Origin of the sequence: Klebsiella sp. CN_Kp091 (assembly GCF_040065095.1) — a bacterium.
GTDB lineage: Bacteria > Pseudomonadota > Gammaproteobacteria > Enterobacterales > Enterobacteriaceae > Klebsiella > Klebsiella aerogenes.
This window is the reverse complement of record NZ_JBEAIO010000042.1, coordinates 94,643-119,132: the sequence shown is the minus strand read 5'-3', so window position 1 is coordinate 119,132 and position 24,490 is coordinate 94,643. Positions and strand designations below refer to the sequence as shown.

Genomic DNA, 24,490 nt, shown 5'->3' with positions numbered 1-24,490 from the left:
CGGGCTACCAAACAGCATAGTGCTGTAGCCCCGGTAAGCGGTAGCGCCACCGGGGATTTCGAGACCACCAATACCGGCGGTTTCAGCGGGACTTGGTCAGAGTCTCCACTCGGGCCCTTCGACGCCATTCACCAGCAGTTGGCGTTTTTCTCCCGCTGGTAATAACAGCTTCAGCGCTTTCCACGCCGGGCGATAGTTGCCGCGAGCGTTAATATTCAGGTTTACACTAGTGGCGCTGCAGGTCATTTCCCACTCCAGCCATAGCGCATCCCCTTCTCTATAGCCCCAGCTTTCGCCGTCGTCTTCAAACAGCAGACCGCGGGTTGAGCCGGTACCTTTCAGCGGGAACAACTGCAGTTCGCGACGATCGTCTTTTTGCGCATCGACGTGGTTGATACGTTCACTGAGCGGCAGACCGGCGCCGGCGCGGACCAGCAGCGGCAGTTTTTCCAGCGGCGCGTCCAGCGTCACCCACTGACCACCGGCGAACCACTGGTGGCTGTAAAAATCGTACCAGCCGTCCTGATTATCGGGCAGCCACAGCTGGCGCTGACGGGCGCCGGGCTCGACTACGCTTGCCACCAGCAGATCGCGCCCCAGCATGAAGTCATCACACTCGGCGAAGGTCTGGGTATCGTGCTGGTGATCGAGGAAGGTCGGGCGCAACATGGGTTCGTCATCGGCATGCGCCTGCCATAACAGGGTGTACAAATAGGGCAGCAGACGGTAGCGCAGCTCGATGGCAGAGCGGATCGCCGGGGTGATTTCCGGGTACATCCAGGGTTCATTGACCGTCTGGTCGTCATTCCACGAGTGAATGGTAAAGCGCGGATGCATCACGCCGTTTTGCACCCAGCGAACGAACAGTTCTGGCTCGGGTTTATCGCCGGAGAATCCGCCGACGTCATGGCCGACGTTAAACAGCCCGGAAAGACTCATCCCTAATCCCATACGGGTGTTATAGCGCAGCGTATCCCAGTTGGTGCGGTTGTCGCCGCTCCAGGTCTGTACGTAGCGCTGCATCCCGGCACAGCCGGAGCGGGAGATCAGATACGGGCGCTTTTGCGGCGCAAAACGCTGCTGCGCTTCCAGCGAGGCGCGCATCATTAATAGCGGCATCACCGGGCGAATATGCTTAATGGCGATTTCGCGGCCAAAGCCGTAGCAACGCGCTTCGCCGTCCCATACCTCATACTCGTTATTATCATTCCAGGTCGAATCGATACCCATCTCCAGTAGCTGGGTGGTTACGCCTTCTTGCCACCAGGCCACGGTGTGCGGGTTGGTGAAGTCGAGATGCGAACCTTCATCGTCCCAGAAGCTGGAACGTTCGGGAGCATCGGTTTGCGAATCGCGAATAAAGAGGCCGCGTTCCGCCACTTCGCCATAGCGCGGGTGATCCTGCAGCAGGCACGGTTTGATATTGGCAGCCAGTTTCAGCCCGGCATCGTGGAACGACTGGCTCATCACTTTTGGCTGCGGCACCTTGTCGTAGTTCCAGTTAAAGACGTAGCGCTTGCCGTTGATTGAGGTATAGCCGGAAGAGAGCTGGAACGAATCACAGGGGATCGCATGCTGCTCGCACAGGCGGATAAAATTCATCAGCTGATTTTGCGCATCCGGCGCGTCGGTATAGTGCATCGTCGAACCGCTGTAGCCGAGGCTCCATTTTGGCCCAAAGAGGGTTTTACCGGTCAGACGGACGAACGCCTTGGTCACATCCAGCACCTGCTTACCGGTAAACAGGTAATAATCGATGTCGCCGGCTTCCGCCTGCCAGCGGCGATAGGCGGTGTGGTAGTTGTCGATTTCATTACCCAGATCCAGCCAGCAGCTACTCAGGTTGTCGTAGAACAGGCCGTAGCTGATATCGCTGCGCTGCGCGATGGTAAACGGAATATGTTTATACAGCGGGTCTGTGCTGACGGCGTTGTAGCCCATGGCATCGAGGTTACGCATTTCGTAGCGTTTACCGTTACGCTGCAGGTCGCCGGCCTTTTCACCCAAACCATAGAAACGCTCATCTTTACGGCGGCTGAGATAATGGGCGACGCCATCCCCGTGGGCATTTGCCAGATAGGCGCTGGTTGGGCGGTCATTGGCGAGCGTCTGCCACTCACCGGCGTCGTCGCGATAGCTCCACTCCAGCCATAGCGGCTGGTGGACGGTGACGCGCAGCTGGCGGGTGGCGATGGTCAGTGCGTCATCTTCTTTGGTCATCTGCCAGGCCGGGAGGCTAAAACCGCTGAGGTCATCCCGCGCGCGGCCTTCCCACGGCACATCCTGCTGCGGGGCGATACTCCAGGTGCGATCCAGCGCCAGTTGGCCCTGGCGCTTCAGCAGGACGCGGAATAAATTCTCTTCCAGCACGTACAGACACAAAGTGTGCTGACCATCAACGGTCAGTTCAACGTGATGCTCCAGCTGTTGGTGCAAACTCCAGTGTTTCAACGTCTTCATATTTTACATCCACTCTCAGGCGCGCTTGGCGCGACGTTCAGCAATAAATGCCACCAGGAAAACGGCGCCAATCAGGTCAAAGAACCCCATGGCGATAAACAGCGGGTTGAAGCCGATTTTGTCGGCGGTCACCCCGATTAATAATGAGAACAGGAAGCTGGCGATCCACGCCGCGGAACCGCGCATACCGTTGACCGTCGCCATTTGTCCCTTGTCGAAAGACTCCACCACCAGCGCGCTGAGCATGCAGGAGATGATCTGGTGGCCGAAACCGCCAATGGAGATCAGGATGATGGTGATATAGGGATCGCGGGTAATGGCGACCAGCGCCAGCGAGATCATCAGAAACGCGCCGGTAACGGAACTGGCGATGACCGAGTTGACTCGCGTACAGCCGAACCAACGGACGTACAGGCGGGTGAGGTAGCCGCTGACCACGCTGCCAAGGTCGGCGGCGAGGAACGGCAGCCAGGCGAACATCGCTATCTGTTTAAGATCCATACCGTGCTCTTTCGCCAGGTACAGCGGCACCCAGAAGCTCAGCACCGCCCAGGCGGGTTCGGCCATAAAAGCGGGGATGGCGATACCGTAGAAACGTTTGTTTTTCGAGACGGTTTTTAGCGCGGTAAAAAAGGGCAGCTTCACCGGCGGCGCTTCGTTATCCTGCTTGATGTACTCCAGCTCGCTTTGGCTGAGATTCGGGTGTTTTTCCGGGCTCTGGTAGAACGCCCACCACAGCACCACCCACAGCAGCGCCAGCACGCCGGTAAACATAAACGCGCCCTGCCAGCCGAAGGAGGCGTGGGCGAAGTAGATGATAGGCGGCGCCAGCATCGCGCCGATAGAAAAGCCGACGCCAGCCCAGCCGGCGGCAATCGGCCGTTCGGATTTCGGGAACCACTCGCCGATGGTTTTAGCGTTAGCCGGGGTGGCGGCCGCCTCCGCGCCGCCCATAAAGAAGCGCAAAATAGCCAGATGTAGCCAACTGCCGGCGCCGGCGTGCGCGATACAGGCTACCGCCCACAGCGTGGCGCAAACCATAAAGCCCAGCTTGAGCCCGATGACGTCGATAAGCCAGCCGCACAGCGGTTGGAAGATGGTATAAGCCAGCTGAAATGCGCCGACGATCCACGAATATTGCTCGGTGGTAATACCGAGTGTGGCTTTCAGTTCCGGGGCGATAATCCCCAGCGAGTTACGTGTGATGTAGTTGACGGTGACGCCAAGTAAAAACAGTACCAGCACCCACCAGCGCAGGTTTTTCACTACCCGGCGCGTTTTGCTGACTGCCATATCATTGTTGAGGCCTTGACTCATAGAACTCTCCACAAGACGTTGTAGGGGGAAGTGACGATCCAGGCGCTGGGTCGTCACGTAATAGTTCTAACCATTTGAATTATTTGTTTTTATTTCAATATCTATTGGTATAACTAGTATGGAAGATATTGGACCAATTCAAAATAAGGGAGAAAGTCGGCAGGCAGTAGCGCTATTTATGCAAAATTTTTCATGAGATGACGTAGTTCTCATAATTTGGCGGAGTATTTGCTTGTTGGTCAGGGTTTGGCGACTATGAAAATTCTTTCATTTTTGAATTGGAGCTGGATCACAGAATGGACAAAAAGCTGCGAGTCGCGGAAATTGCCGCCCGCACCGGGCTGTCGGCCAGTACGGTTTCGCGTGTGTTAGCCGGAAAAGCGAATACCAGCGAAAAGGCCCGTCAGGCGGTATTGGCCTGCGCCCGTGAACTTGGGGTGATGCAGGGATTGGCCGCCGGGCGGCTACTGCTCAACAACCTGCTGATTTTTGCGCCACAGCGGGCCTTCGACGAACGTTCAGATATTTTCTACTACCGCGTCATCCAGAGTATTAATAACGCGCTGGCGCCGCATGAAGTGCGTCTGCGTTATTGCGCGCTGGAAGAAAACGACAGCGACGCCAATCTGTTTCTGGCCCGCATGAACGAGACCGACACCCAGGCGGCGGTATTGCTGGGTATCGACGATCGGCATATCCACGCGCTGGCGGCGGATCTTGGCAAACCTTGTGTATTAATCAATTGCCGGGATGAGGGGATGCGGCTTCCTTCCATTGCGCCTGACCATCGGCTGATTGGCCAGTGCGCCGCTCGTTATCTGTTTGATATGGGCCATCAGGCGGTAATGAACGTGATGTGCTTGCGCCGCTATACCATGGAGCTACGGCTGGTGGGTATCAAGGAGGCGTGGCGCGCGCGCAACCTGCGATTTACCGGTAGCCGCGACCTGATTAGCGTCGCTAATTTTAGCGCCAGAGAAACGGAAGAACAGGTCGGGGCCTGGCTCGACGCTCTACAGGGGCGCCCGATGCCGACGGCGTTTCTGGTGGGCGGCGATTTTATGGCCGCCGGTACCGTCAGCGCGCTGCAAAAACGAGGCCTGCGGGTGCCGCAGGATGTCTCGGTGATGAGTATCGACGGTTTTAATTTGGCGGCGATTCAGGACGTGCCGCTGACGGCGATTCATGTGCCGCGGGATGATCTCGGCAGCGAGGCGGTGCATCTTCTCCAGCAGCGTCTGCTGCGCCCGGAAGCGCCGCACGGTTCGCTACTGCTGCACGGCGCCCTGGTGGTACGCGATTCGGTGCGGCGGATCCGGCCAGGCAAGAGCCATACCGCCGTAGAACAGCAAGGTCTGTATGATGATTAGATCTTCATGCCCAATGCGCGTTTGCCGTGATCGTTAAGATCGGCAACGGTGAAGCGCGCCTGCCAGTCGCATTCATAATCCTCGCGCGGGAAATCCCCTGGAGACGCGCCTTTTTCCAGCGCGATTTTTACCTTCTGCGCGTAGGCGAGATTCTTCTCGCACATCGGCGCGGCCGGGATGTACATGACGTTGCCCCAGCCCTGTTGATTTTCCACCGGCGCGACCGAGTGAATGACATCGCAGTGCCACCAGACGGAATCACCGGCGTTCAGCGCTGGAATCGAGCTTAACGCTTTGATAAGCAATGGATGCCATTGCTCAGAGATCGGCAGCACCTTGCCCGGCGCGACGCCGCACAGTTCATCTTCCGGCACATCATCCAGCAGCGGGCGCAGCAGAACGTAAGCCATCGCCTCCGGGATCGGCACCACGTGCAGTAGCCCTTGACCGGGGATCATGTCCGACAGCGCCGTCCAGCCCTGGAAGGTGCGGAACACCGAACATTTGGTGGTGTTATCGACGGTGTACTCTTCCACTTCGGTACGGTGTGCCGCGTCCCACGGATCGTAGGCGTCGATATTGCCATTAAAGACGTTGGCGAAAACCTGCTGATAGGCGGGAAGCAACCAGCGCTCCAGCGCCCCGGAATCGGTATGCGCGCCCAGCCCCTTTGACGTGGTTCCCGGCGGGCGGCGGCGGATGCGGTCAGGGTAAATCACGCTGACATCCGGATCGAACCAGCGTTTGCCGTCCTGTTCAAAGCGCCACAGTCGGTTAAGGAAGGATTGTACCGCCGCCATTTCATCGCTTTGGCGCGCCTGCATTTGCGAGGGCGACCAGTAGATCGGATAGATCTCCGGGCGCGAAGCCTCCAGCGAGCCGAAGAAGCTGTCGCCAGGCCCTTTGTAAACGTCGTCGAAATGGTTCAGATCCAGGTATTCCAGCATCGCGTTATCCCAGGCCAGCGCCTGTTCGCGCGGGTAGTGGCCTTTGATAACCGCGCAACCGCGGCGCTTAATCGCCTCACGCTGCGCCTCGCTCACTTTACCCTGGGCGATATCGCTAAACGGGATTACCGGCCAGACTTCCTGACCTGCGGCTTTCAGGGCATTAATCTCGTCCAGGCGCTCGCTGATGCGCGCCGAGAGTCTATCGAATACCGCCTGGACATCGCCGATTTGCGCCCGTAGCGCCTGTTTCATCTGGCGAATCGCCGCTTTGTGGTCGGCAGGTAATGTTTCGTGGGTAGGGAGAGCAGCCATAATCACCTCGCTGTATCTTTCATTCGAAAGTAATAGATCTTACAAACGTTAATTTAAGTTAAATTAGAGTTAATGCAAGTTTAAAATCATGCAGCGGCGCACAAAATGGAAAAGCCGGGGCGGATACCCCGGCACAGGATCAGTCGTTGAAAGGGGAGGTCTTATCGAGAACGGCCTGAATCACCTTCAACGCGCCGTCGTGGTTATTGTCATCGGTGGTGAAACCGGCGATGGCTTTGATGCTGTCGGCAGCGTTGGCCATAGCAAAAGCATATTTCACCAGTTTTAACATTTCGGCGTCATTGCCGCTGTCGCCAATTGCTACGCACTGCTGCGGCGAAAGGTTCCAGCGTTTGAGCAGGCGGCTGATGCCGTTGGCTTTATGCAGGCCGGGGATAATCAAATCGACAAAGCCAAAGCCGCTGGTGACCGGCTTCATGATCCCGTCCAGCGAGACGTGCAGTTTATCAATAAGCTGTGGAATATCGCTATCCGGCAAGTTGAGGGAGAATTTGAATAGCGTATCGTCGATGCGATGGTAATCGCTTACCCGCTGCAGACGATGGTAGTGCTTCGACATCAGCTCAACAAAGGCGTCCGGGGCTTTATCACTAACGTATGCGCTTTGCAGGCCGCAGGCGACGAAGTTGAGCTGCGGATCTTTCAGCAGTTCGCCAATGACTACCTGCGACTCGTGACGGGTCAGTTCGCCGTGGAACACCTGTTTGCCATGCTCGTAAACCAGAGCGCCGTTTTCTGCGACGAATGAAATCTGCTCGCGGATTTCCGGGAAAAATGAGATCAGCTGATAGTACTGGTTGCCGCTGGCGACAACAAATTCAATACCTTGCTGTTTAAGCTGCGCAAACTGCGCGAGGAAACGCGGGCGGTCATACTGCTTGGCGTCATTGAGAAAAGTTCCGTCCATATCGGTGACGATAACTTTAACGGTCATAAGAGGTGCTCCTGGCTTAACTTCGACCAGTAACATTCTAATTACAATGTGATGGGGAGCACAAATTTATTTCGAATGAAAGTTTATCCCATTTTCAACGGGTACAGAAGATGTCACCCGGCTCAGCGCAGCGCCGGCCGGGTATTTTCCTTACAGCGTATGCTCGGTACGGGCGATAATATCGTCCTGAGTATCCGGCGACAGGGCGGTGAAGAACGCCGAGTATCCGGCGACGCGGACCACTAAATCTCGGTACTGGTCAGGGTGTTTCTTGGCTTCCAGCAGCGTTTCGCGTGACACGATGTTGTACTGAATATGCCAGCCTTTGTGCACTTCAAAGAAAGTACGCAGCAGCACCATCAGCTTCTGCTTATCGGACTCGTTCTCCAGCGTGGAAGGATTTAGCTTCTGGTTGAGCAGCACGCCGCCGAGGATCGCGCCGGTCGGCAGTTTGCCTACCGAACTGATAACCGCCGTGGGCCCCAGGTGATCGGTACCGGAGGCCGGGCTGGCCCCTTCCGCCAGCGGCGCGTGCGCTTTGCGGCCATCCGGCGTCGCCATGGTTTGCGCGCCGAACGGGACGTTCGCGGAGATAGACGACGTACCGGCGTAATAGTTACCGCCAATCGGGCCGCGGCCGTAACGCGGGTTATGGTACTGCTTCAGCTCGTCGATATAGGTCTGATAGGCCCGCGCTAGCAGAATATCGACGCTATCGTCGTCGTTACCGTACTTCGGCGCGCCGTTGATCAAGCGCTGACGTAACTGCTCATGGGTCAGGCCGGCAAAATCTTCCGCCAGCGCCTTCGCCAGCTCCTGCTGGCCGATAACGCCCTGATCGAAGACCAGTTTTTTCACCGCCGCCAGGCTGTTGCCGAGGTTGGCGATCCCGACCTGCAGGCCGGAAACCCAGTCATATTTCGCGCCGCCCTGCTTGATGCTTTTCGCCCGTTCGATGCAGTCATCAACTAACGCTGAGCAAAGAATATCGTGGACGTTCTCTTCCAGCATGGTATCGACAACGTACTCAATCTCGATGGATTTACGGGTGTAGTAGCGGATCTGGGTGTCCCAGTCTTCCAGCACCTGGTCGAAGTTAGCGAAGTTGCCTTTCGACAGCGCATGTTGTTGGGCAAGGAATACCTGGCCGCTGGTGGCATCGCGGCCGCCTTCCAGCGTCGCCAGCATCACCCGCGCGAAGTTAATAAAGCTCATGCCGGTGCAGCGATAGCCCCATTTGCCGCCGACCGCGGTTTCGATGCAGCCGATAGCGGCGTAATCGTAGGCGTCCTGCGGCTCAACGCCGAGCTTGATAAATTCCGGAATGACGATTTCATCGTTATTAAACGCCGGCATGCCGAAACCGCAGCGGATCACCTGAACGCAGGCGTCGAGGAAGTCGTTGCTCATCCCGGCATGGTAACGCACGCTGAGGTTCGGCTGGGTAGAGCGCAGGCGGCCGCAGGATTCGAGGATCGCGTACGACAGCGGGTTGACGGCGTCCTGCGGTTGGCCGTCGACCAGATTTTGCCCGCCGATGGTGACGTTCTGGTATAGCGGGCTACCGGCAGAAGCTTTGGAATGCGAGCCAGAGCGAATTTTGTTGACCTCCAGCAGCTTCAGCCAGCAGCAATGCAGCAGCTCAATGGCCTGTTCGCGATCCAACGATTGCTGCAGTTCAACGTCGCGGCGGTAGTACGGATAAAGGTACTGGTCCATGCGGCCAAAGGAGACCGAGTGGCCGTTGGATTCAATCTGCAGGATCAACTGAATGAAGTAGCAGAGCTGCAGCGCCTGCCAGAAGGTTTTCGGCGGCTCGTGGGCGATAACTTCACAGTTTTCGGCGATCGCCAGCAGCTCGTCGCGGCGCAATTCGCGCGGCTCCTGCGCCGCCATGTCGCGCGCCAGCGTAGCGAAGCGTTTGCAGTGTTCGCTCACTGCCGCGAGCACGATATCGATCGCCTTCAAAAACTGTTCGCCGTGCAGATCTTCCAGCACCGTCAGATTAATACGCGAGCGGCGCTCAGCGACTTTCGCGCGCATGCCGTCGAGCCCTTTTTCCAGCAGCAGCGGATAGTTGACCGCCAGGTGGGCGTCGCCGGAGGTCATGTTACCTTCGGCTTTGATAATACCGGTGGCGAGCAGCGCTTTTTGTTCGTCGGTAAACATGCCGTAGCAGCGGTCCTGAACGGTCTGCCCGCGCCACCATGGGCACACTTCATGTAATACGCGCTTATTCTCTTCGCTGACCGAGAAACCGGCGCCCGGACGGTCGGCGAGATCGTCTATCTCTTTCTCAATCCAGCTGACGGTATATTCCGGGAAAATCGGCGCGGCGCGAACTTCGCTTGCCTGGTTGCCGACGATCAGCTCATCGTGCTTGATCCAGATAGTGCGTTCCGCCAGGTGATGCGCCAGCGCCAGCGCGCGACGTACCGGAATCGGTTTATCGAGATGTTGCTGATAGGCGACGGTATAGTGTTGGGCGCGCTCGGTACAGACCGGCGGCTTAACGATATGTACCAGCGCCATTTTATGCGCCTGAATGCGGGCGCTCAGAGTATCCAGTTTTAAGGTGGTCATAAGTTATCCTCGTAGGGTCGCCGTTAAACCTTTGCTTTGCGCGTACTGCTGCGCAAAGGCCAGTAGCTCGGGAGCGGCCAGCGGTTTTTCCGGTGCGGTATAGGGCTGACTGAGTAATTGGTATTTATTCATTCCCAGCGTGTGGTACGGCAGGAAATGGATTTCGCTGACCTTCAGGCGGTCGGCGGCAAAATCGGTAATCGCGGTAATGTCGGCTTCGTTGGCGTTAAATCCCTGAATTAATGGGACGCGAATGATGATTTTTTTCCCTGCCTGCGCCAGGCGCTGCAGGTTATTCATTACCCGGCGGGCGCTGCCGTCGGTCCACTGCTGGAAGACGGCGTCATCGACGTGCTTCAGGTCGGCCAGAAACAGATCGACAAACGGTAAAGAGGGTTCAATGTACTTCCACGGTACGTGCAGGCAGGTTTCCACGGCGGTGTGAATGCCCGCCTGATGGCTGGCTTCGAACAGCGCCTGCGCCAGCGTCGGGTTCATAAAGGGCTCGCCGCCGGAAAGGGTAATGCCGCCGCCGCTGCGATCGTAAAACGGCTTATCGCGTAGCACCGTCGCCATAATTTCCGCCACGCTTTTTTCCTCGCCGCAGACCGTCAACGCGGTAGTGGGGCAGCAGTCGCGTAGCGCGGCAATATGGCGCTCGTTGACGTTTTGCCGATGGATAATCAGGCCGTCGAGGGTACGGATAATCACCTCCGGCGCCGCCTGCTGGCACAGCTCGCAGCCGTCAAGACACAGCCGCGCGTCGTACAGCAGGTCTTCGTTGCGGGCGCGGCTTTCCGGGTTCTGACACCAACGGCAGCCCAGCGAACAGCCTTTAAGGAATACGACGGTACGGATCCCCGGGCCGTCATGGGTGGAGTAGCGCTGGATGTTGAAGATCATGATTTACCCTCTTATTTGCATATGAAGATTAAATAACTTTCGAATGAAAGTTATATTGACGCAAATCAACAATCAGAGTGGGTAAAAGAGACGGGAAGAAAAAGAACGGCGTGGTTCACAAAATAACCGGCGACCTGCCTCGCCGGCGGTTGGAATTTAATGCGAACCGCACACCTCGCACTGCGGGTGACGCATCAGCTTCATTTCGCGAAACTGGCAGCTCATCGCGTCATACATCACGATTTTGCCCTTGGCGGGAGTGCCGTAATCGGTCAGCAGTTTAATCGCCTCCATGGCCTGCAGCGAACCGATAGTGCCGACCAGTGGCGCCATCACCCCGGCTTCGACGCAGGTGAGGGCGTTTTCGCCGAACAGGCGGCTCAGGCAGCGATAGCATGGCTCGCCGTCCTGATAGGTAAAGACGCTGATTTGCCCTTCCATACGAATCGCCGCGCCGGAGACCAGCGGGGTTTTGTGCTGGAAGCAGCCGGCGTTAAGCTGATTGCGAACAGCAACGTTGTCGGTACAGTCCAGCACCAGATGGTGGTCGGCAATCTGCGTTGCCAGCGCCGCGTCATCCAGCATTGCATCGATGGTGACCAGCCGGACGTGCGGGTTAATGCGCGCCAGCGCATCGCGGGCAGAATCCACCTTCGGCTGGCCGATGGTCGCGTCGCTGTGCAGCGTCTGACGTTGTAGATTGGATAACGAAACGGTATCGAAATCCAGCAGGGTGAGCTGACCCACCCCGGCTGCCGCCAGGTATTGAGCGGCGGCGCAGCCGAGCCCGCCGAGGCCGACGACCAGCACGCGAGCGGCTTTTAACCGCTCCTGACCGTCGAAATCAAACCCTCGCAGTACGATCTGCCGGTTATAACGCAGCATCTCCTCGTCGCTCAGCTCAACGGCCATTACAGCCCCCCAAACAGGTGATTAAAGGGCTCGACTTCGACCCATTCGCCCGCTTCGACGTTGCCGCGTTCGCGCTCCAGTACGATAAAGCAGTTACCGAGGCTGAATGAGCTGAAAATGTGCGAGCCCTGATGGCCGGTGGTGCTCACCACCAGTTCGCCTTCCGGATTGCGCTGCAGCACGCCGCGCTGGAAGTCGAGGCGGCCCGGCGATTTTTTCAGCCGGCTGGCGGCGCGCACGCGCAGACGCATCGGCTGGGTTTGACCGCGGTTGCCGGAGAGCTTGGCCAGCAGCGGCTGTACCAGTTGATAGAAGGTTAAGGTGGCGGAAACCGGATTGCCCGGCAGGCCGCAGAACCAGCTGTTGCTGAGCTTGCCGAAGGCGAACGGTTTACCCGGCTTAATCGCCAGCTTCCAGAAGCCGATCTCGCCCAGTTCTTCGAGGATAGTTTTGGTGTAATCGGCTTCGCCCACGGAGACGCCGCCGGAACTAATCACTACATCGGCCTGCTGGTCGGCGGCGATAAAAGCGTCGCGCAGCTTCGCCGGATCGTCAGGAATAATACCGAGGTTGATGACCTCGCAGCCCAGCTGTTCGAGCATCAGATGTACCGCCAGGCGGTTAGTGTCATAAATCTGGCCGTCGCCGAGCGGTTGGCCCGGCAACTGGAGTTCATCCCCGGTCGAGAAGACCGCGACGCGCACTTTACGCACGACCTCGACGTCGGCAATACCCAGCGATGCCAGCACCGGCAGTTCCGCAACGGTAAGACGAGTCCCTGCCGGGAATACTACCGCGCCGTTGGCGATATCTTCGCCGCGCCGGCGTATATTTTGCCCGGCTTTCACCGGCGCGATGAAGCGCACGCCCGCATCGCTTTGTTCCGTTTCTTCCTGCATGACCACCGCGTCACAGCCTTCAGGCACCGGCGCGCCGGTCATGATGCGGATACAGGTGCCCGCCGGCCAGGCGTCGTGGAACGGTTGGCCGGCAAAGGCCTTACCGGCAACCGGCAGCGACGCGCCGTCGGTGAGGTCGGCCAGGCGCACGGCATAGCCGTCCATCGCTGAGTTATCAAAACCGGGTACGTCCAGCGGCGAAACGACATCATGGGCGGTCACGCGCGAAAAGGCCTGCAGCAGCGGCAGGGTTTCCGTGGCCTGCAGCGGCGAAATACGGTCGAGCATCTGAGTCAGGGCTGTGTCGAGCGGCATCAGTCCGGCGGTAAAATCCATGGGTTACTCCTGCTGGCAAAACGTCGAAAACGCCTATTATGGCAGAAAAGCGCCGGCGACTGTATGCCACTGCGGTACGAGGCTTTACATCACCGGATGCTCTTTCTATATTCAAAAAATGTATAAAAGGTTAGTCAGTATAATGATATCTATACAGTTTATGGCAAAGGAAAGATCGAATGGGTAAGGCGGTAATAGCAATCCACGGCGGCGCCGGCGCGATTAGCCGAGCGCAGATGTCGCCGGAGCGCGAACGCGAGTATGTAGCCGCGCTGTCGGCCATCGTCGACAGTGGGCAAAAAATGTTGGCAGCAGGCGCCAGCGCGCTGGATGCGGTGACAGAAGCGGTACGTCTGCTGGAAGAGTGCCCGCTGTTTAACGCCGGGATAGGCTCGGTATTTACCCACGATCAAACGCACGAACTGGATGCCTGCGTGATGGATGGCTATAGCCTGCAGGCCGGCGCGGTGGCTGGCGTAAAGCATCTGCGTAACCCGGTGCTGGCGGCGCGTCTGGTGCTGGAAGAGAGCCCGCACGTGCTGCTCATCGGCGAAGGGGCGGAAAAGTTTGCCGCCTCGCGCGGGATGACGCTTGTTGAAAACGAGTTATTTTCTACCACCGAGCGGCTTCTGCAGTTGCAGCAGGCGAAAGAGGGCGGCGAGATTATTCTCGACCACCATGCCGCGCCGCTCGACGAACGCCACAAAATGGGCACCGTTGGCGCGGTGGCGCTGGATCTGGCCGGTAATCTGGCGGCAGCGACCTCCACCGGCGGAATGACTAATAAACTGCCCGGTCGCGTCGGCGATAGCCCGCTGCCGGGCGCCGGCTGCTATGCCAATAATGCCAGCGTCGCGGTCTCCTGCACCGGCACTGGCGAAGTGTTCATGCGCACGCTCGCTGCTTACGACATTTCGGCGTTGATGGAGTACGGCAATCTCAGCCTGTTTGAGGCCTGCGAGCGAGTGGTGCAGGAAAAACTGCCGGCGCTGGGCGGCAGCGGAGGCCTTATCGCCGTTGACCGCGAGGGGAATGTGGTGCTGCCATTCAACAGTGAAGGGATGTACCGGGCGTGGTGTTATGCGGGCGATACGCCGACGATTGGAATTTATCGCGAATAAAAGGAGAAGCGAGTTTGCCGCAAAGCCATGAAATTGATGAAGACGATGTGCTGGTGGTACGCGATCTTAACGTCGCCTTTAGCCAGCAGCGGCAGCGCGTTTCTGCGGTGCGTAACCTGTCATTTAGCCTCCGCCGCGGCGAGACGCTGGCGATTGTCGGCGAGTCCGGTTCCGGAAAGTCGGTGACCGCCCTGGCGCTGATGCGCCTGCTCGACGAGGCGGTCAGCGAAGTCAGCAGCGAGGCGTTGCTGCTGCGCCGACGTAACCGTCAGGTGATTGATATCAACGCGCAAACGGCAGGTCAAATGCGTCAGGTTCGCGGCGCGGACGTGGCGATGATTTTTCAGGAGCCGATGACCTCGCTGAACCCGGTATTCACCATCGGCGAACAAATTGCCGAGTCTATTCGGCTACATCAGGGACTGCGGCATGACCAGGCGCTGCGGGAAGCTAAAAAGATGCTCGAACGGGTGCGTATTCCGGAAGCGGAAGCGATGCTTTCACGTTACCCGCATCAGCTTTCCGGCGGCATGCGCCAGCGGGTGATGATCGCCATGGCGTTATCGTGTCGACCGGCGGTACTGATTGCCGATGAACCTACCACCGCGCTGGACGTCACTATTCAGGCGCAGATCCTGCAGCTTATCGCCGCATTGCAAAAAGAGATGGCGATGGGGGTGATGTTTATCACTCACGATATGGGCGTGGTGGCGGAGATCGCCGATCGTGTGCTGGTGATGTATCGCGGCGAAGCGGTTGAAAGCGGGCGCGTCGACGATATTTTTCGCGCCCCGCAGCACCCTTATACCCAGGCGCTACTGGCGGCGGTACCGAAGCTCGGCTCAATGCGCGGCAGCGATTTACCGCGGCGCTTCCCGCTGCTCAACGACGGTGTGACCCAGCAGCCGGAACAGAATACCGTGGTCGCCGGCAAACCGATTTTACAGGTGCGCGATTTGGTCGCGCGTTTCCCGATCCGCGGCGGTATTCTCAACCGCGTCACCCGCGAAGTGCACGCGGTGGAAAAAGTGAGTTTCGATCTGTGGCCGGGCGAAACGCTGTCGCTGGTCGGTGAATCAGGCTGCGGTAAATCGACCACCGGGCGGGCGCTGCTGCGGCTGGTGGAAGCGCAGGGCGGCAGTATCACCTTTAACGGCCAGCGTATTGATGCGCTGTCCGGCGGCAAGCTGCAGACGCTGCGCCGCGACATTCAGTTTATTTTTCAGGATCCTTACGCCTCGCTCGATCCGCGGCAGACGGTCGGTTATTCCATTATGGAGCCGCTGCGCGTGCATGGTTTGCTGGAAGGGGATGCGGCTCGCGAACGCGTCGCCTGGCTGTTGCAGCGCGTGGGGCTGGAGGCGGAACACGCGTGGCGTTATCCGCATGAGTTTTCCGGCGGCCAGCGGCAGCGTATCTGTATCGCCCGCGCACTGGCGCTCAATCCGAAAGTGGTGATCGCCGATGAGTCGGTGTCGGCGCTGGACGTGTCGATTGGCGCGCAGATTATTAATCTGCTGCTCGATTTACAGCGTGAAATGGGCATCGCATTTCTGTTTATTTCCCATGACATGGCGGTGGTGGAGCGCATCAGCCACCGCGTAGCGGTAATGTATCGCGGGCGGATCGTGGAGATTGGCCCGCGTCGCGCCGTGTTTGAAAACCCGCAGCATCCTTACACCCGTAAACTGATGGCGGCGGTGCCGGTCGCCGACCCGGCGCATCGTCAACCGCAGCGCGTATTACTCTCTGACGAGCTGCCGGGGAATATCTATAAACCGGGAGAAGAAATCGACAGCGCGCCGTTACAGCTGGTAGCGCCGGGACATTATGTCGCCCGCGAGCCCGCCGATGTACTGAGCCGATAACAACCTAACGCACTCTTGCAGGAGCATAACAACATGACTCAACCTGTTACACGCAAATGGCTACTGGCGCTTGGCATCGCCTCGGCGCTGGCGGCGACGCCGGCCTTCGCCGCGAAAGATGTGGTGGTCGCGGTCGGTTCCAACTTCACGACCCTCGATCCCTATGACGCGAACGATACCTTATCGCAGGCGGTGGCGAAGTCGTTTTATCAAGGCCTGTTCGGCCTTGATAAAGAGATGAAGCTGCAAAACGTACTGGCGGAGAGCTATACCGTCTCGGCGGATGGGCTGGTGTATACCATCAAGCTACACAGCGGGGTGAAATTCCAGGATGGCACCGATTTTAACGCCGAAGCGGTGAAAGCGAATCTCGACCGCGCCAGCAATCCGGATAACCATCTCAAACGCTATAACCTGTATAAGGATATCGCCAGCACCGAGGCGGTGGATCCGACGACGGTCAAAATCACGCTCAAACAACCGTTCTCGGCGTTTATCAATATTCTTGCCCATCCGGCGACGGCGATGATTTCGCCGGCGGCGCTGAAAAAATATGGCAAGGAGATCGGCTTCCACCCGGTAGGTACCGGGCCGTATAAGCTCGACACCTGGAATCAGACCGATTTCGTCAAAGTCAGCAAGTTTGATGGTTACTGGCAGCCGGGGCTGCCGAAGCTGGATTCCATTACCTGGCGCCCGGTGGTCGATAACAACACCCGTGCGGCGATGCTGCAAACCGGCGAGGCGCAGTTCGCTTTCCCGATCCCTTACGAGCAGGCGCCGCTGCTGGCGAAAAACAGCAAGCTGGAGCTGGTGGCCAGCCCGTCGATTATGCAGCGCTATATCAGCATGAACGTAACGCAGAAGCCGTTCGATAATCCGAAGGTGCGGGAAGCCATCAACTACGCGATTAACCGTCAGGCGCTGGTTAAGGTCGCGTTTGCCGGATACGCCACCCCGGCGACCGGCGTCGTGCCGCCTTCTATTGCCTACGCCCAGACCTACAGCGCATGGCCTTACGACCCGGCGAAGGCCCGTCAGTTGCTGAAAGAAGCCGGTTTCCCTAACGGCTTCAGCACCACGCTGTGGTCATCGCATAATCACAGCACCGCGCAGAAGGTGCTGCAGTTTACCCAGCAGCAGCTGGCGCAGGTGGGTATTAAAGCGCAGGTGACGGCGATGGATGCCGGACAGCGTGCGGCGCAGGTTGAAGGCAAGGGGCAGAAAGAGAGCGGGGTACGGATGTTCTACACCGGCTGGTCAGCGTCGACTGGCGAAGCCGACTGGGCGCTGTCGCCGCTATTCGCCTCACAAAACTGGCCGCCGACCCTGTTTAACACCGCCTTTTACAGCAACCCGCAGGTCGATAAAGACCTGAGCGAGGCGCTGAAAACGACCGATGCGCAACAGAAGACCAAATTCTATAAAGATGCGCAGGACATTATCTGGAAAGAGTCGCCGTGGGTGCCGCTGGTGGTGGAAAAGCTGGTATCGGCGCATAGCAAAAACCTGACCGGGTTTTATATTCAGCCGGATACCGGTTTTAGCTTCGAGCAGGCGGACTTAACGCAGTGATAATGCTTATGCTCACGCGTTCCCTCTGCCGAAATGGGAGGGGGCGATGCTGAATTACGTTCTGAAGCGCCTGCTGGGGCTCATTCCGACGCTGTTTATCGTCGCCGTGCTGGTGTTCCTGTTTGTACATATGCTGCCGGGCGATCCGGCGCGGCTGATTGCCGGGCCGGAAGCCGATGCGCAGGTGGTGGCGATGGTACGCCAGCAGCTGGGGCTCGACCAGCCGCTGCATGTCCAGTTCTGGCACTACATCACCAATGTATTGCAGGGTGATTTCGGTATCTCGATGGCTTCGCGCCGCCCGGTGACCAGCGAAATCGCCAGCCGCTTCATGCCGACGCTATGGTTAACGCTTGCCAGTATGAGCTGGGCGGTGCTGTTCGGCATGGCGGCGGGGATTGCCGCGGCGGTGTGGCGCAATCGCTGGCCGGATCGGCTGGGGATGGCGCTGGCGGTAACCGGTATCTCCTTCCCGGCGTTCGCTCTCGGTATGCTGCTGATGCAGGTCTTTTCCGTGGAGCTCGGCTGGCTGCCGACGGTCGGCGCCGACAGCTGGCGGCACTATATTCTGCCGTCGTTGACCCTTGGCGCCGCGGTGGCATCGGTGATGGCGCGCTTCACCCGCGCGTCGTTCGTTGACGTGCTCCATGAGGATTACATGCGTACCGCGCGGGCCAAAGGGGTGAGCGAAACGCTGGTGGTGTTGAAGCACGGCCTGCGCAACGCGATGATCCCGGTAGTGACCATGATGGGGCTACAGTTCGGTTTTTTGCTCGGCGGCTCCATTGTGGTGGAGAAGGTCTTCAACTGGCCGGGGCTTGGGCGACTGCTGGTGGACTCCGTGGAGATGCGCGATTACCCGGTGATTCAGGCGGAAGTGCTGCTGTTTTCGCTGGAGTTCATTCTTATCAACTTAGTGGTGGACGTGCTGTATGCCGCCATTAACCCGGCTATCAGGTACAAGTAAGGTGAGATTGCTCAACTGGAGAAGGGAAGCGGTTATCAACGCCATGCCGGGCGTTAAGCCCGGACAGATCCGCACGCCGTGGCATGAGTTCTGGCGGCGTTTTCGTCGCCAGCCGGTGGCGATGGCGGCGGGCATATTTGTGCTGTTGCTGATTGTTGTCGCGATTATCGCGCCGTGGATAGCGCCGTATGACGCGGAAAACTATTTCGATTACGATCGCCTGAACGAAGGGCCGTCAATGGTGCACTGGTTCGGCGTTGATTCGCTGGGGCGCGATATCTTCAGTAGGGTGCTGGTAGGTGCGCAGATTTCGCTGGCCGCTGGGGTACTGGCGGTACTGATTGGCGCGCTGATTGGCACCGTGCTCGGCCTGCTGGCCGGGTACTACGAAGGCTGGTGGGACCGTATCACCATGCGCATCTGTGATGTGCTATTTGCTTTTCCCGGCATTCTGCTGGCGATTGCGGTGGTGGCGGTGATGGGCAGCGGGATGGCCAACGTGATTATCGCGGTGGCGATTTTTTCAATTCCGGCGTTCGCCCGCCTGGTGCGTGGCAATACGCTGGTTCTGAAGCAGCAGACGTTTATTGAGTCGGCGCGCAGTATTGGCGCCAGCGATTCGACTATTCTGTTCAACCATATTTTGCCCGGTACGGTGTCGTCGATAGTGGTCTATTTTACCATGCGCATCGGCGTGTCGATTATCTCCGCCGCCAGCCTGTCGTTCCTCGGCCTTGGCGCGCAGCCGCCGACGCCGGAATGGGGGGCGATGTTGAACGAAGCGCGCGCGGATATGGTGATGGCGCCGCATGTGGCGTTATTCCCGGCGATCGCCATTTTCCTGACGGTGCTGGCGTTTAATCTGTTGGGCGACGGCCTGCGCGATGCGCTGGATCCGAAGATAAAGGGATAGGAGACAAGTACGGCGGTAGCAAAGTTGGTAGGTTAGCCCAGCCTGCGCTACGCTTGGCAGGGCTACAGGTCTGAGCGGTTTGGTAGCCCGGATAAGGCGCAAGCCGCTATCCGGGAAGCGGGATTAGACCCGGGTACCCCACAGGTCGTATTCGTCGGCGTGCTCGACTTTCACCCGCAGCACGTCGCCCGGTTTAACGTTGGTTTCACCGTTTAGATAGACCGCGCCGTCGATTTCCGGGGCATCGGCCATACTGCGGCCGATCGCGCCTTCTTCATCGACTTCATCGACCAGCACCATAATTTCGCGGCCCACTTTTTCCTGCAGACGCTCGGCGGAAATCTGCTGTTGCAGCTGCATAAAGCGGTTCCAGCGCTCTTCTTTCACCTCTTCCGGTACCTGATCCGCCAGTTCGTTGGCGGTGGCGCCTTCAACCGGGCTGTACTTGAAGCAGCCAACGCGGTCCAGACGCGCTTCTTTCAGGAAGTCGAGCAGCATCTGGAAGTCTTCTTCCGTTTCGCCCGGGAAACCGACAATAAAGGTGGAACGCAGAGTCAGATCCGGGCAGATCTCGCGCCACTGTTTAATACGCGCCAACTGACGGTCTGCGGAACCTGGGCGCTTCATCAGTTTCAGGATGCGCGGGCTGGCGTGCTGCAGCGGAATGTCGAGATACGGCAGGATCTTGCCTTCCGCCATCAGCGGGATCACATCGTCAACGTGAGGATACGGGTAGACGTAGTGCAGACGTACCCAAATACCGAGTTTCGCCAGCTCTTCACACAGGCTGACCATACTGGTTTTCACCGGCATGCCGTTGTGGAAACCGGTGCGGTGCTTGACGTCAACGCCATAGGCGGAGGTGTCCTGCGAAATCACCAGCAGTTCTTTCACCCCGGCATCGGCCAGGCGTTTGGCTTCCGCCAGCACTTCGCCAATTGGGCGGCTCACCAGATCGCCGCGCATTGACGGGATAATGCAGAAGGTGCAGCGATGGTTGCAGCCTTCCGAGATTTTCAAGTACGCGTAGTGACGCGGCGTCAGCTTGACGCCTTGTTCCGGCACCAGGCTGAGGAACGGGTTATGCTTCGGCTTCGGCGTATAGTGGTGAACGTGCTCCAGCACCTGCTCGTAGCTATGCGGACCGGTAATTTCCAGCACCTTCGGATGCACCTCGCGGATTTGATCTTCTTTCGCGCCGAGGCAGCCGGTAACGATCACTTTGCCGTTTTCTTTTAAGGCTTCGCCGATCGCTTCAAGCGATTCCTGCACGGCGCTGTCGATAAAGCCGCAGGTGTTGACGATAACCATATCGGCGTTGTCGTAGCTGGGAACCACGTCATACCCTTCGGTACGCAGTTCGGTGAGGATACGTTCTGAGTCTACCAGGTTTTTCGGGCAGCCCAGGGAGACGAAGCCGATTTTCGGCTGGTGCGTGACATTGCTCATAGCTTAAAAAATGTTCATTTATTGGAATGGTCAGGGCAGGAATTCTACAGATCTTTGCGAAAAAGAGTATAGCCAGGGGACGATGAATGATGAAAAAGCTTTACGGCAAAAAAACTCAGCTATGGTATTTAAAACCATTATCTCCTTTACATTGACCTTATGTTTAATAACATTCTGTTAACCTTGCCTATGGCCGGAGCCAAAACTGATAAACCCATGCGGCAAGGAGCATAACAATGACCACGAGTAGTCCGCTGGCCCTTACTACATTACCCTTTACCCATCTGGATATTCCGCCGCAGCCATCGTCAATTCAGCACTCGCTGGAAGAGGGCAACGTCCTCTATTTACCGAATCTGGATTTTTCGCTGACTGCCGAAGAGCGCGAATTACTCAATACCGATTTAGTATCGCCGAAGCGTAAGAACATTAGCTATCAGCCACAAAAGCGTGAAATTAAAGGAGTAGCGGACGCGGCGAAAGCCCCGGCGGTACTGCAGCTGACCGAACGTTACTATCAATCCACGTTGCGCCTGATTGATGCACTGCTGCCCGGATACCGCGAAGCGCTTTATCGCCCGCAAACCAGTCTGCGGCTGCATCCGATAACCGCCTGGCGCGACACGACCTCGTGGCGTAAAGATGATACCCGCCTGCACGTCGACGCTTTCCCGTCGCGCCCGGTTTATGGCGATCGCATTCTGCGCGTATTTTGCAACATCAATCCGCACGGTGAACCGCGTTTGTGGCGCACCGGCGAACATTTTGAAACGCTCGCTGCGCGTTTTCTGCCGACGCTGAAACCGTGGTCGCCGTTCGCCAGCTGGCTGCAATCGGCGGTGGGGATCACCAAAAGCAAACGCAGCCATTACGATCATCTGATGCTGGCGTTGCACGACAAAATGAAAAGTACGCCGGAATATCAACAGCACGGCGTACAGCAGGCGGTAGAGTTTGCCGCGGGGAGTACCTGGATCTGCTTTTCCGATCAAACGCCGCACGCGGCGATGGGCGGCCAGTTTATGCTGGAACAGACTTTCCAACTGCCGGTGAGCGCGATGCATAATCCGCATTATTCACCGCTGAAGGTGCTGGAAAAGTTAATGAACCAGCCGCTGGTAAGTTGAACAACGCGGCGTAACCTCTGAAGTTGTAACATTGTAAATAATGTTAATTGCTGTGGGATTATTGACCTTGCTCATGATTCCGCGCAAAAAATGACCATACTATGATTATGGTAATGGACGACAGAGGAGGACCGTGATGAGCGTTGACAGACGTTACACTAACCTTTTGAATAAGCTGATTAATGCCAATATCGATCTGGCGGCTTATCTCCAGCTTCGTAAAGCGAAAGGCTATATGTCAGTCAGCGAAAATGACCATCTGCGTGATAACTTGTTTGAGCTATGCCATGAACTGCGCGTACACGCGCCGCGTTTGCAGCACGCCATCGCGCCGGAAGAGATGGAAGCCTTCCGTCTTGCCGGCGAGTCCGTCGCTTCGGCGGCGGTTTGCCTGATGAGCGGGCATCATGATTGCCCGGCTTATATTGCCGTTAACGTAGAGAAGCTAGAACGCTGTCTGTCGGGATTGACGATGAATATTCACATTCTGAATAACTCAGCGCCAATGACCCACGCCTGAATCCAGGGGGAGGCGACTCCCCCTGTTAAAGTTTATGTAAAAATCCCCGCCTGACTGGCCACGCTGTCTACCCTTATCAGCAATGCTGACGAAAGGAGTGCGCCATGCGCCGATATCTAAAAATAACTCTCATGACTGTGCTGCTGCCCATGGCGGCGATGGCCGCGCCGCGCGTTGAGGTGCTGCAGGATAACCTCGACCACCCCTGGTCACTGGCGTTCCTGCCGGACAATGAAGGCGTGCTGATTACCCTGCGCGGCGGCGAACTTAAACGCTGGCAGCTCGATAAAGGGTTATCGGCGCCCATTCGCGGCGTGCCGAAGGTGTGGGCCAACGGCCAGGGCGGCCTGCTGGATGTGGTTCTGGCTCCGGACTTTGCTCAGTCGCGCCGGGTATGGCTGAGCTATGCCGAAGCGGGCGATGACGGCAAAGCGGGTACCGCGGTGGGGTACGGCCGCCTCAGCGCCGACCTGCAAAACCTGGACGATTTTAAAACCGTTTTCCGCCAGCAGCCGAAGCTCTCTTCTGGCAATCATTTCGGCGGGCGGATGGTCTTCGATGGCAAAGGGCATCTGTTTATCGGTTTAGGCGAAAATAATCAGCGCCCGACGGCGCAGGATCTCGATAAACTGCAGGGGAAAGTGGTACGCCTGACTGACCAGGGGGAAATCCCCAAAGATAATCCTTTCGTCGGCCGTACTGGCATCAGACCGGAAATTTGGGCTTATGGTATTCGCAACCCGCAGGGGATGGCGATGAATCCGTGGAGCGATACGCTGTGGCTGAACGAACATGGCCCGCGCGGCGGCGATGAGATCAATATTCCTCTGGCCGGAAAAAACTACGGCTGGCCGCTGGCGACGCACGGCATTAACTATAGCGGTCAACCTATCCCGGAAGCTAAAGGAAAGAGCGCGCCGGGTACCGAACCGCCGCTGCACGTCTGGCCGGTCTCCCCGGCGCTGAGTGGGATGGCGTTTTACAACGCGTCAACTTTCCCGCAGTGGCGGCACAAGTTGTTTATCGGCGCGCTGAAGGATGAGTCCTTGATTGTGCTCTCGGTGGACGGCAATACCCTCAGCGAGGAGACGCGGCTGTTAAAAGATCGCGGCAAACGCATTCGTGATGTGCGCGTCGGGCCCGACGGTTACCTGTACCTGTTAACCGACGAGCCTGACGGTGAACTGCTCAAGGTCAGCCCGGAGTAATCACCTCAGGTGACCGGGATCATGACCACGTCGCGGAAGGCCTGACGCTGCTGGATTTGCTGGTACCAGCGCTGCAGATGGGGCCGCGGCTGCCAGCTGTCGAGGATGGACAGCAGGTTATAAACGAACGGCGCCACCGCCACATCGCCAAGGCCGAACTCATCGCCGGAAAGCCAGGCATGCTTCGCCAGTTCATCGTCGAGCATGGCGAACAGCCCTTCACAGGCGTGAATACCTGCCTCAATGGCCGCCGGATCGCGCTGGTCCGGCGGCGTTCTGACCAGCCCCATTAATACCGGACGGTGCGCCGGCGATAGCGTGGCGTTGGCCCAGTCCATCCATTTTTCACCCTGCGCGCGCTGCGCAGGCGACTCTACCCACAGCCGGTTTTGCCCGTACTGAGCGGCAAGATAGCGAATAATGGCGTTGGATTCCCACAGCACCAGCCCATTGGTATCGTCTTTAAGTAGCGGCACCAGGCCGTTCGGGTTCATCGCCAGATACTCCGGGTCGTGATTGAGACCATACTCCAGCCCCGCCAGAATCTGCTGATAAGGAAGATCCAGTTCCGCCAGCACCCAGCGTACTTTCTTCACGTTGGTCGAATTATTTCTGCCCCATAACGTAATCATATCCGCTCCTGCATGTTATTTAATCGCCGTTGCAACATGGTGAGCAATCATGTTGGAATAAAGTTAATATTAAGGCAATCACGATCAAAAAAATTGCCTTGTTTTCAGCAGGC

General features: G+C 57.8%; 19 protein-coding genes. 9 read left to right on the top strand and 10 right to left on the bottom strand.

The window, feature by feature from the left end:
• Positions 1 to 96: 96 nt before the first annotated feature.
• Together ABLV17_RS17395 and ABLV17_RS17390 are read right to left on the bottom strand one after the other, a co-directional pair.
• Entirely contained in the window at positions 97 to 2,460 is a 2,364-nt protein-coding gene (locus ABLV17_RS17395) for a glycoside hydrolase family 31 protein (RefSeq protein ID WP_308957819.1), read from the bottom strand.
• Positions 2,461 to 2,475: 15 nt separating this feature from the next.
• The gene (locus tag ABLV17_RS17390; RefSeq protein WP_045374148.1) at positions 2,476 to 3,777 is read right to left on the bottom strand and encodes an MFS transporter; all 1,302 of its coding nucleotides are present in this window, start codon (positions 3,775 to 3,777) and stop codon (positions 2,476 to 2,478) included.
• 296 nt (positions 3,778 to 4,073) lie between these two features.
• Between ABLV17_RS17390 and ABLV17_RS17385 the strand changes: the two genes are divergently transcribed.
• Positions 4,074 to 5,147, top strand: a complete 1,074-nt coding sequence (locus ABLV17_RS17385) for a LacI family DNA-binding transcriptional regulator (RefSeq protein ID WP_308957818.1) — start codon at positions 4,074 to 4,076, stop codon at positions 5,145 to 5,147.
• On the opposite strand, the gene ABLV17_RS17380 is transcribed toward ABLV17_RS17385, so the two are convergent.
• The 6 genes from ABLV17_RS17380 to moeA form a co-directional block, all read right to left on the bottom strand.
• Positions 5,144 to 6,409: a DUF1479 domain-containing protein gene (locus ABLV17_RS17380; protein WP_113374839.1), complete on the bottom strand. Its 1,266-nt coding sequence runs from the start codon at positions 6,407 to 6,409 to the stop codon at positions 5,144 to 5,146. The two genes, ABLV17_RS17385 and ABLV17_RS17380, sit on opposite strands and share 4 nt — an antisense overlap.
• Before the next feature lie 139 nt (positions 6,410 to 6,548).
• Positions 6,549 to 7,364 carry a Cof-type HAD-IIB family hydrolase gene (locus ABLV17_RS17375; RefSeq protein WP_015367562.1) on the bottom strand — a complete coding sequence of 272 codons (816 nt, stop codon included), beginning with the start codon at positions 7,362 to 7,364 and terminating at the stop codon, positions 6,549 to 6,551.
• Between the two features lie 150 nt (positions 7,365 to 7,514).
• Positions 7,515 to 9,947: a formate C-acetyltransferase/glycerol dehydratase family glycyl radical enzyme gene (locus ABLV17_RS17370; protein ID WP_348854520.1), complete on the bottom strand. Its 2,433-nt coding sequence runs from the start codon at positions 9,945 to 9,947 to the stop codon at positions 7,515 to 7,517.
• Between the two features lie 3 nt (positions 9,948 to 9,950).
• A complete protein-coding gene (locus ABLV17_RS17365) occupies positions 9,951 to 10,850 on the bottom strand; it encodes a glycyl-radical enzyme activating protein (protein ID WP_348854519.1) in 900 nt (299 codons plus the stop codon).
• 156 nt (positions 10,851 to 11,006) lie between these two features.
• The gene (gene moeB / locus ABLV17_RS17360; RefSeq protein ID WP_348854518.1) at positions 11,007 to 11,762 is read right to left on the bottom strand and encodes a molybdopterin-synthase adenylyltransferase MoeB; all 756 of its coding nucleotides are present in this window, start codon (positions 11,760 to 11,762) and stop codon (positions 11,007 to 11,009) included.
• Positions 11,762 to 12,997, bottom strand: coding sequence for a molybdopterin molybdotransferase MoeA (gene moeA / locus ABLV17_RS17355; protein WP_213794643.1), 1,236 nt, complete (start codon positions 12,995 to 12,997; stop codon positions 11,762 to 11,764). Before moeA ends, moeB begins: the two co-directional genes overlap by 1 nt.
• Before the next feature lie 179 nt (positions 12,998 to 13,176).
• On the opposite strand from moeA, the gene iaaA reads away from it, so the two are divergent.
• The 5 genes from iaaA to gsiD are packed head-to-tail and all read left to right on the top strand — an operon-like array spanning position 13,177 to position 19,441.
• A complete protein-coding gene (gene iaaA / locus ABLV17_RS17350) occupies positions 13,177 to 14,118 on the top strand; it encodes a beta-aspartyl-peptidase (protein ID WP_087860004.1) in 942 nt (313 codons plus the stop codon).
• Between the two features lie 14 nt (positions 14,119 to 14,132).
• Positions 14,133 to 15,986, top strand: a complete 1,854-nt coding sequence (gene gsiA, locus ABLV17_RS17345) for a glutathione ABC transporter ATP-binding protein GsiA (protein ID WP_348854517.1) — start codon at positions 14,133 to 14,135, stop codon at positions 15,984 to 15,986.
• A 33-nt stretch (positions 15,987 to 16,019) separates the two neighbouring features.
• Positions 16,020 to 17,561 carry a glutathione ABC transporter substrate-binding protein GsiB gene (gene gsiB / locus ABLV17_RS17340; protein WP_113374843.1) on the top strand — a complete coding sequence of 514 codons (1,542 nt, stop codon included), beginning with the start codon at positions 16,020 to 16,022 and terminating at the stop codon, positions 17,559 to 17,561.
• Between the two features lie 46 nt (positions 17,562 to 17,607).
• A complete protein-coding gene (gene gsiC / locus ABLV17_RS17335; RefSeq protein ID WP_020079290.1) occupies positions 17,608 to 18,528 on the top strand; it encodes a glutathione ABC transporter permease GsiC in 921 nt (306 codons plus the stop codon).
• A 1-nt stretch (position 18,529) separates the two neighbouring features.
• Positions 18,530 to 19,441, top strand: coding sequence for a glutathione ABC transporter permease GsiD (gene gsiD, locus ABLV17_RS17330; RefSeq protein ID WP_087860000.1), 912 nt, complete (start codon positions 18,530 to 18,532; stop codon positions 19,439 to 19,441).
• Between the two features lie 123 nt (positions 19,442 to 19,564).
• Here the strand turns inward: gsiD and rimO are convergent, their stop codons facing one another.
• The gene (gene rimO / locus ABLV17_RS17325) at positions 19,565 to 20,890 is read right to left on the bottom strand and encodes a 30S ribosomal protein S12 methylthiotransferase RimO (protein WP_047049075.1); all 1,326 of its coding nucleotides are present in this window, start codon (positions 20,888 to 20,890) and stop codon (positions 19,565 to 19,567) included.
• 236 nt (positions 20,891 to 21,126) lie between these two features.
• Between rimO and ABLV17_RS17320 the strand changes: the two genes are divergently transcribed.
• The 3 genes from ABLV17_RS17320 (at position 21,127) to ABLV17_RS17310 (ending at position 23,745) form a co-directional block, all read left to right on the top strand.
• Positions 21,127 to 22,017, top strand: coding sequence for a Kdo hydroxylase family protein (locus tag ABLV17_RS17320; RefSeq protein WP_087859999.1), 891 nt, complete (start codon positions 21,127 to 21,129; stop codon positions 22,015 to 22,017).
• A 136-nt stretch (positions 22,018 to 22,153) separates the two neighbouring features.
• On the top strand, positions 22,154 to 22,537 hold the full coding sequence (gene bssR, locus ABLV17_RS17315; protein ID WP_015367550.1) for a biofilm formation regulator BssR: 384 nt from the start codon (positions 22,154 to 22,156) through the stop codon (positions 22,535 to 22,537).
• A 104-nt stretch (positions 22,538 to 22,641) separates the two neighbouring features.
• Positions 22,642 to 23,745 carry a PQQ-dependent sugar dehydrogenase gene (locus ABLV17_RS17310; protein ID WP_348854516.1) on the top strand — a complete coding sequence of 368 codons (1,104 nt, stop codon included), beginning with the start codon at positions 22,642 to 22,644 and terminating at the stop codon, positions 23,743 to 23,745.
• 5 nt (positions 23,746 to 23,750) lie between these two features.
• Here the strand turns inward: ABLV17_RS17310 and ABLV17_RS17305 are convergent, their stop codons facing one another.
• Positions 23,751 to 24,377, bottom strand: coding sequence for a glutathione S-transferase family protein (locus ABLV17_RS17305; protein WP_087859996.1), 627 nt, complete (start codon positions 24,375 to 24,377; stop codon positions 23,751 to 23,753).
• Positions 24,378 to 24,490: the final 113 nt, after the last annotated feature.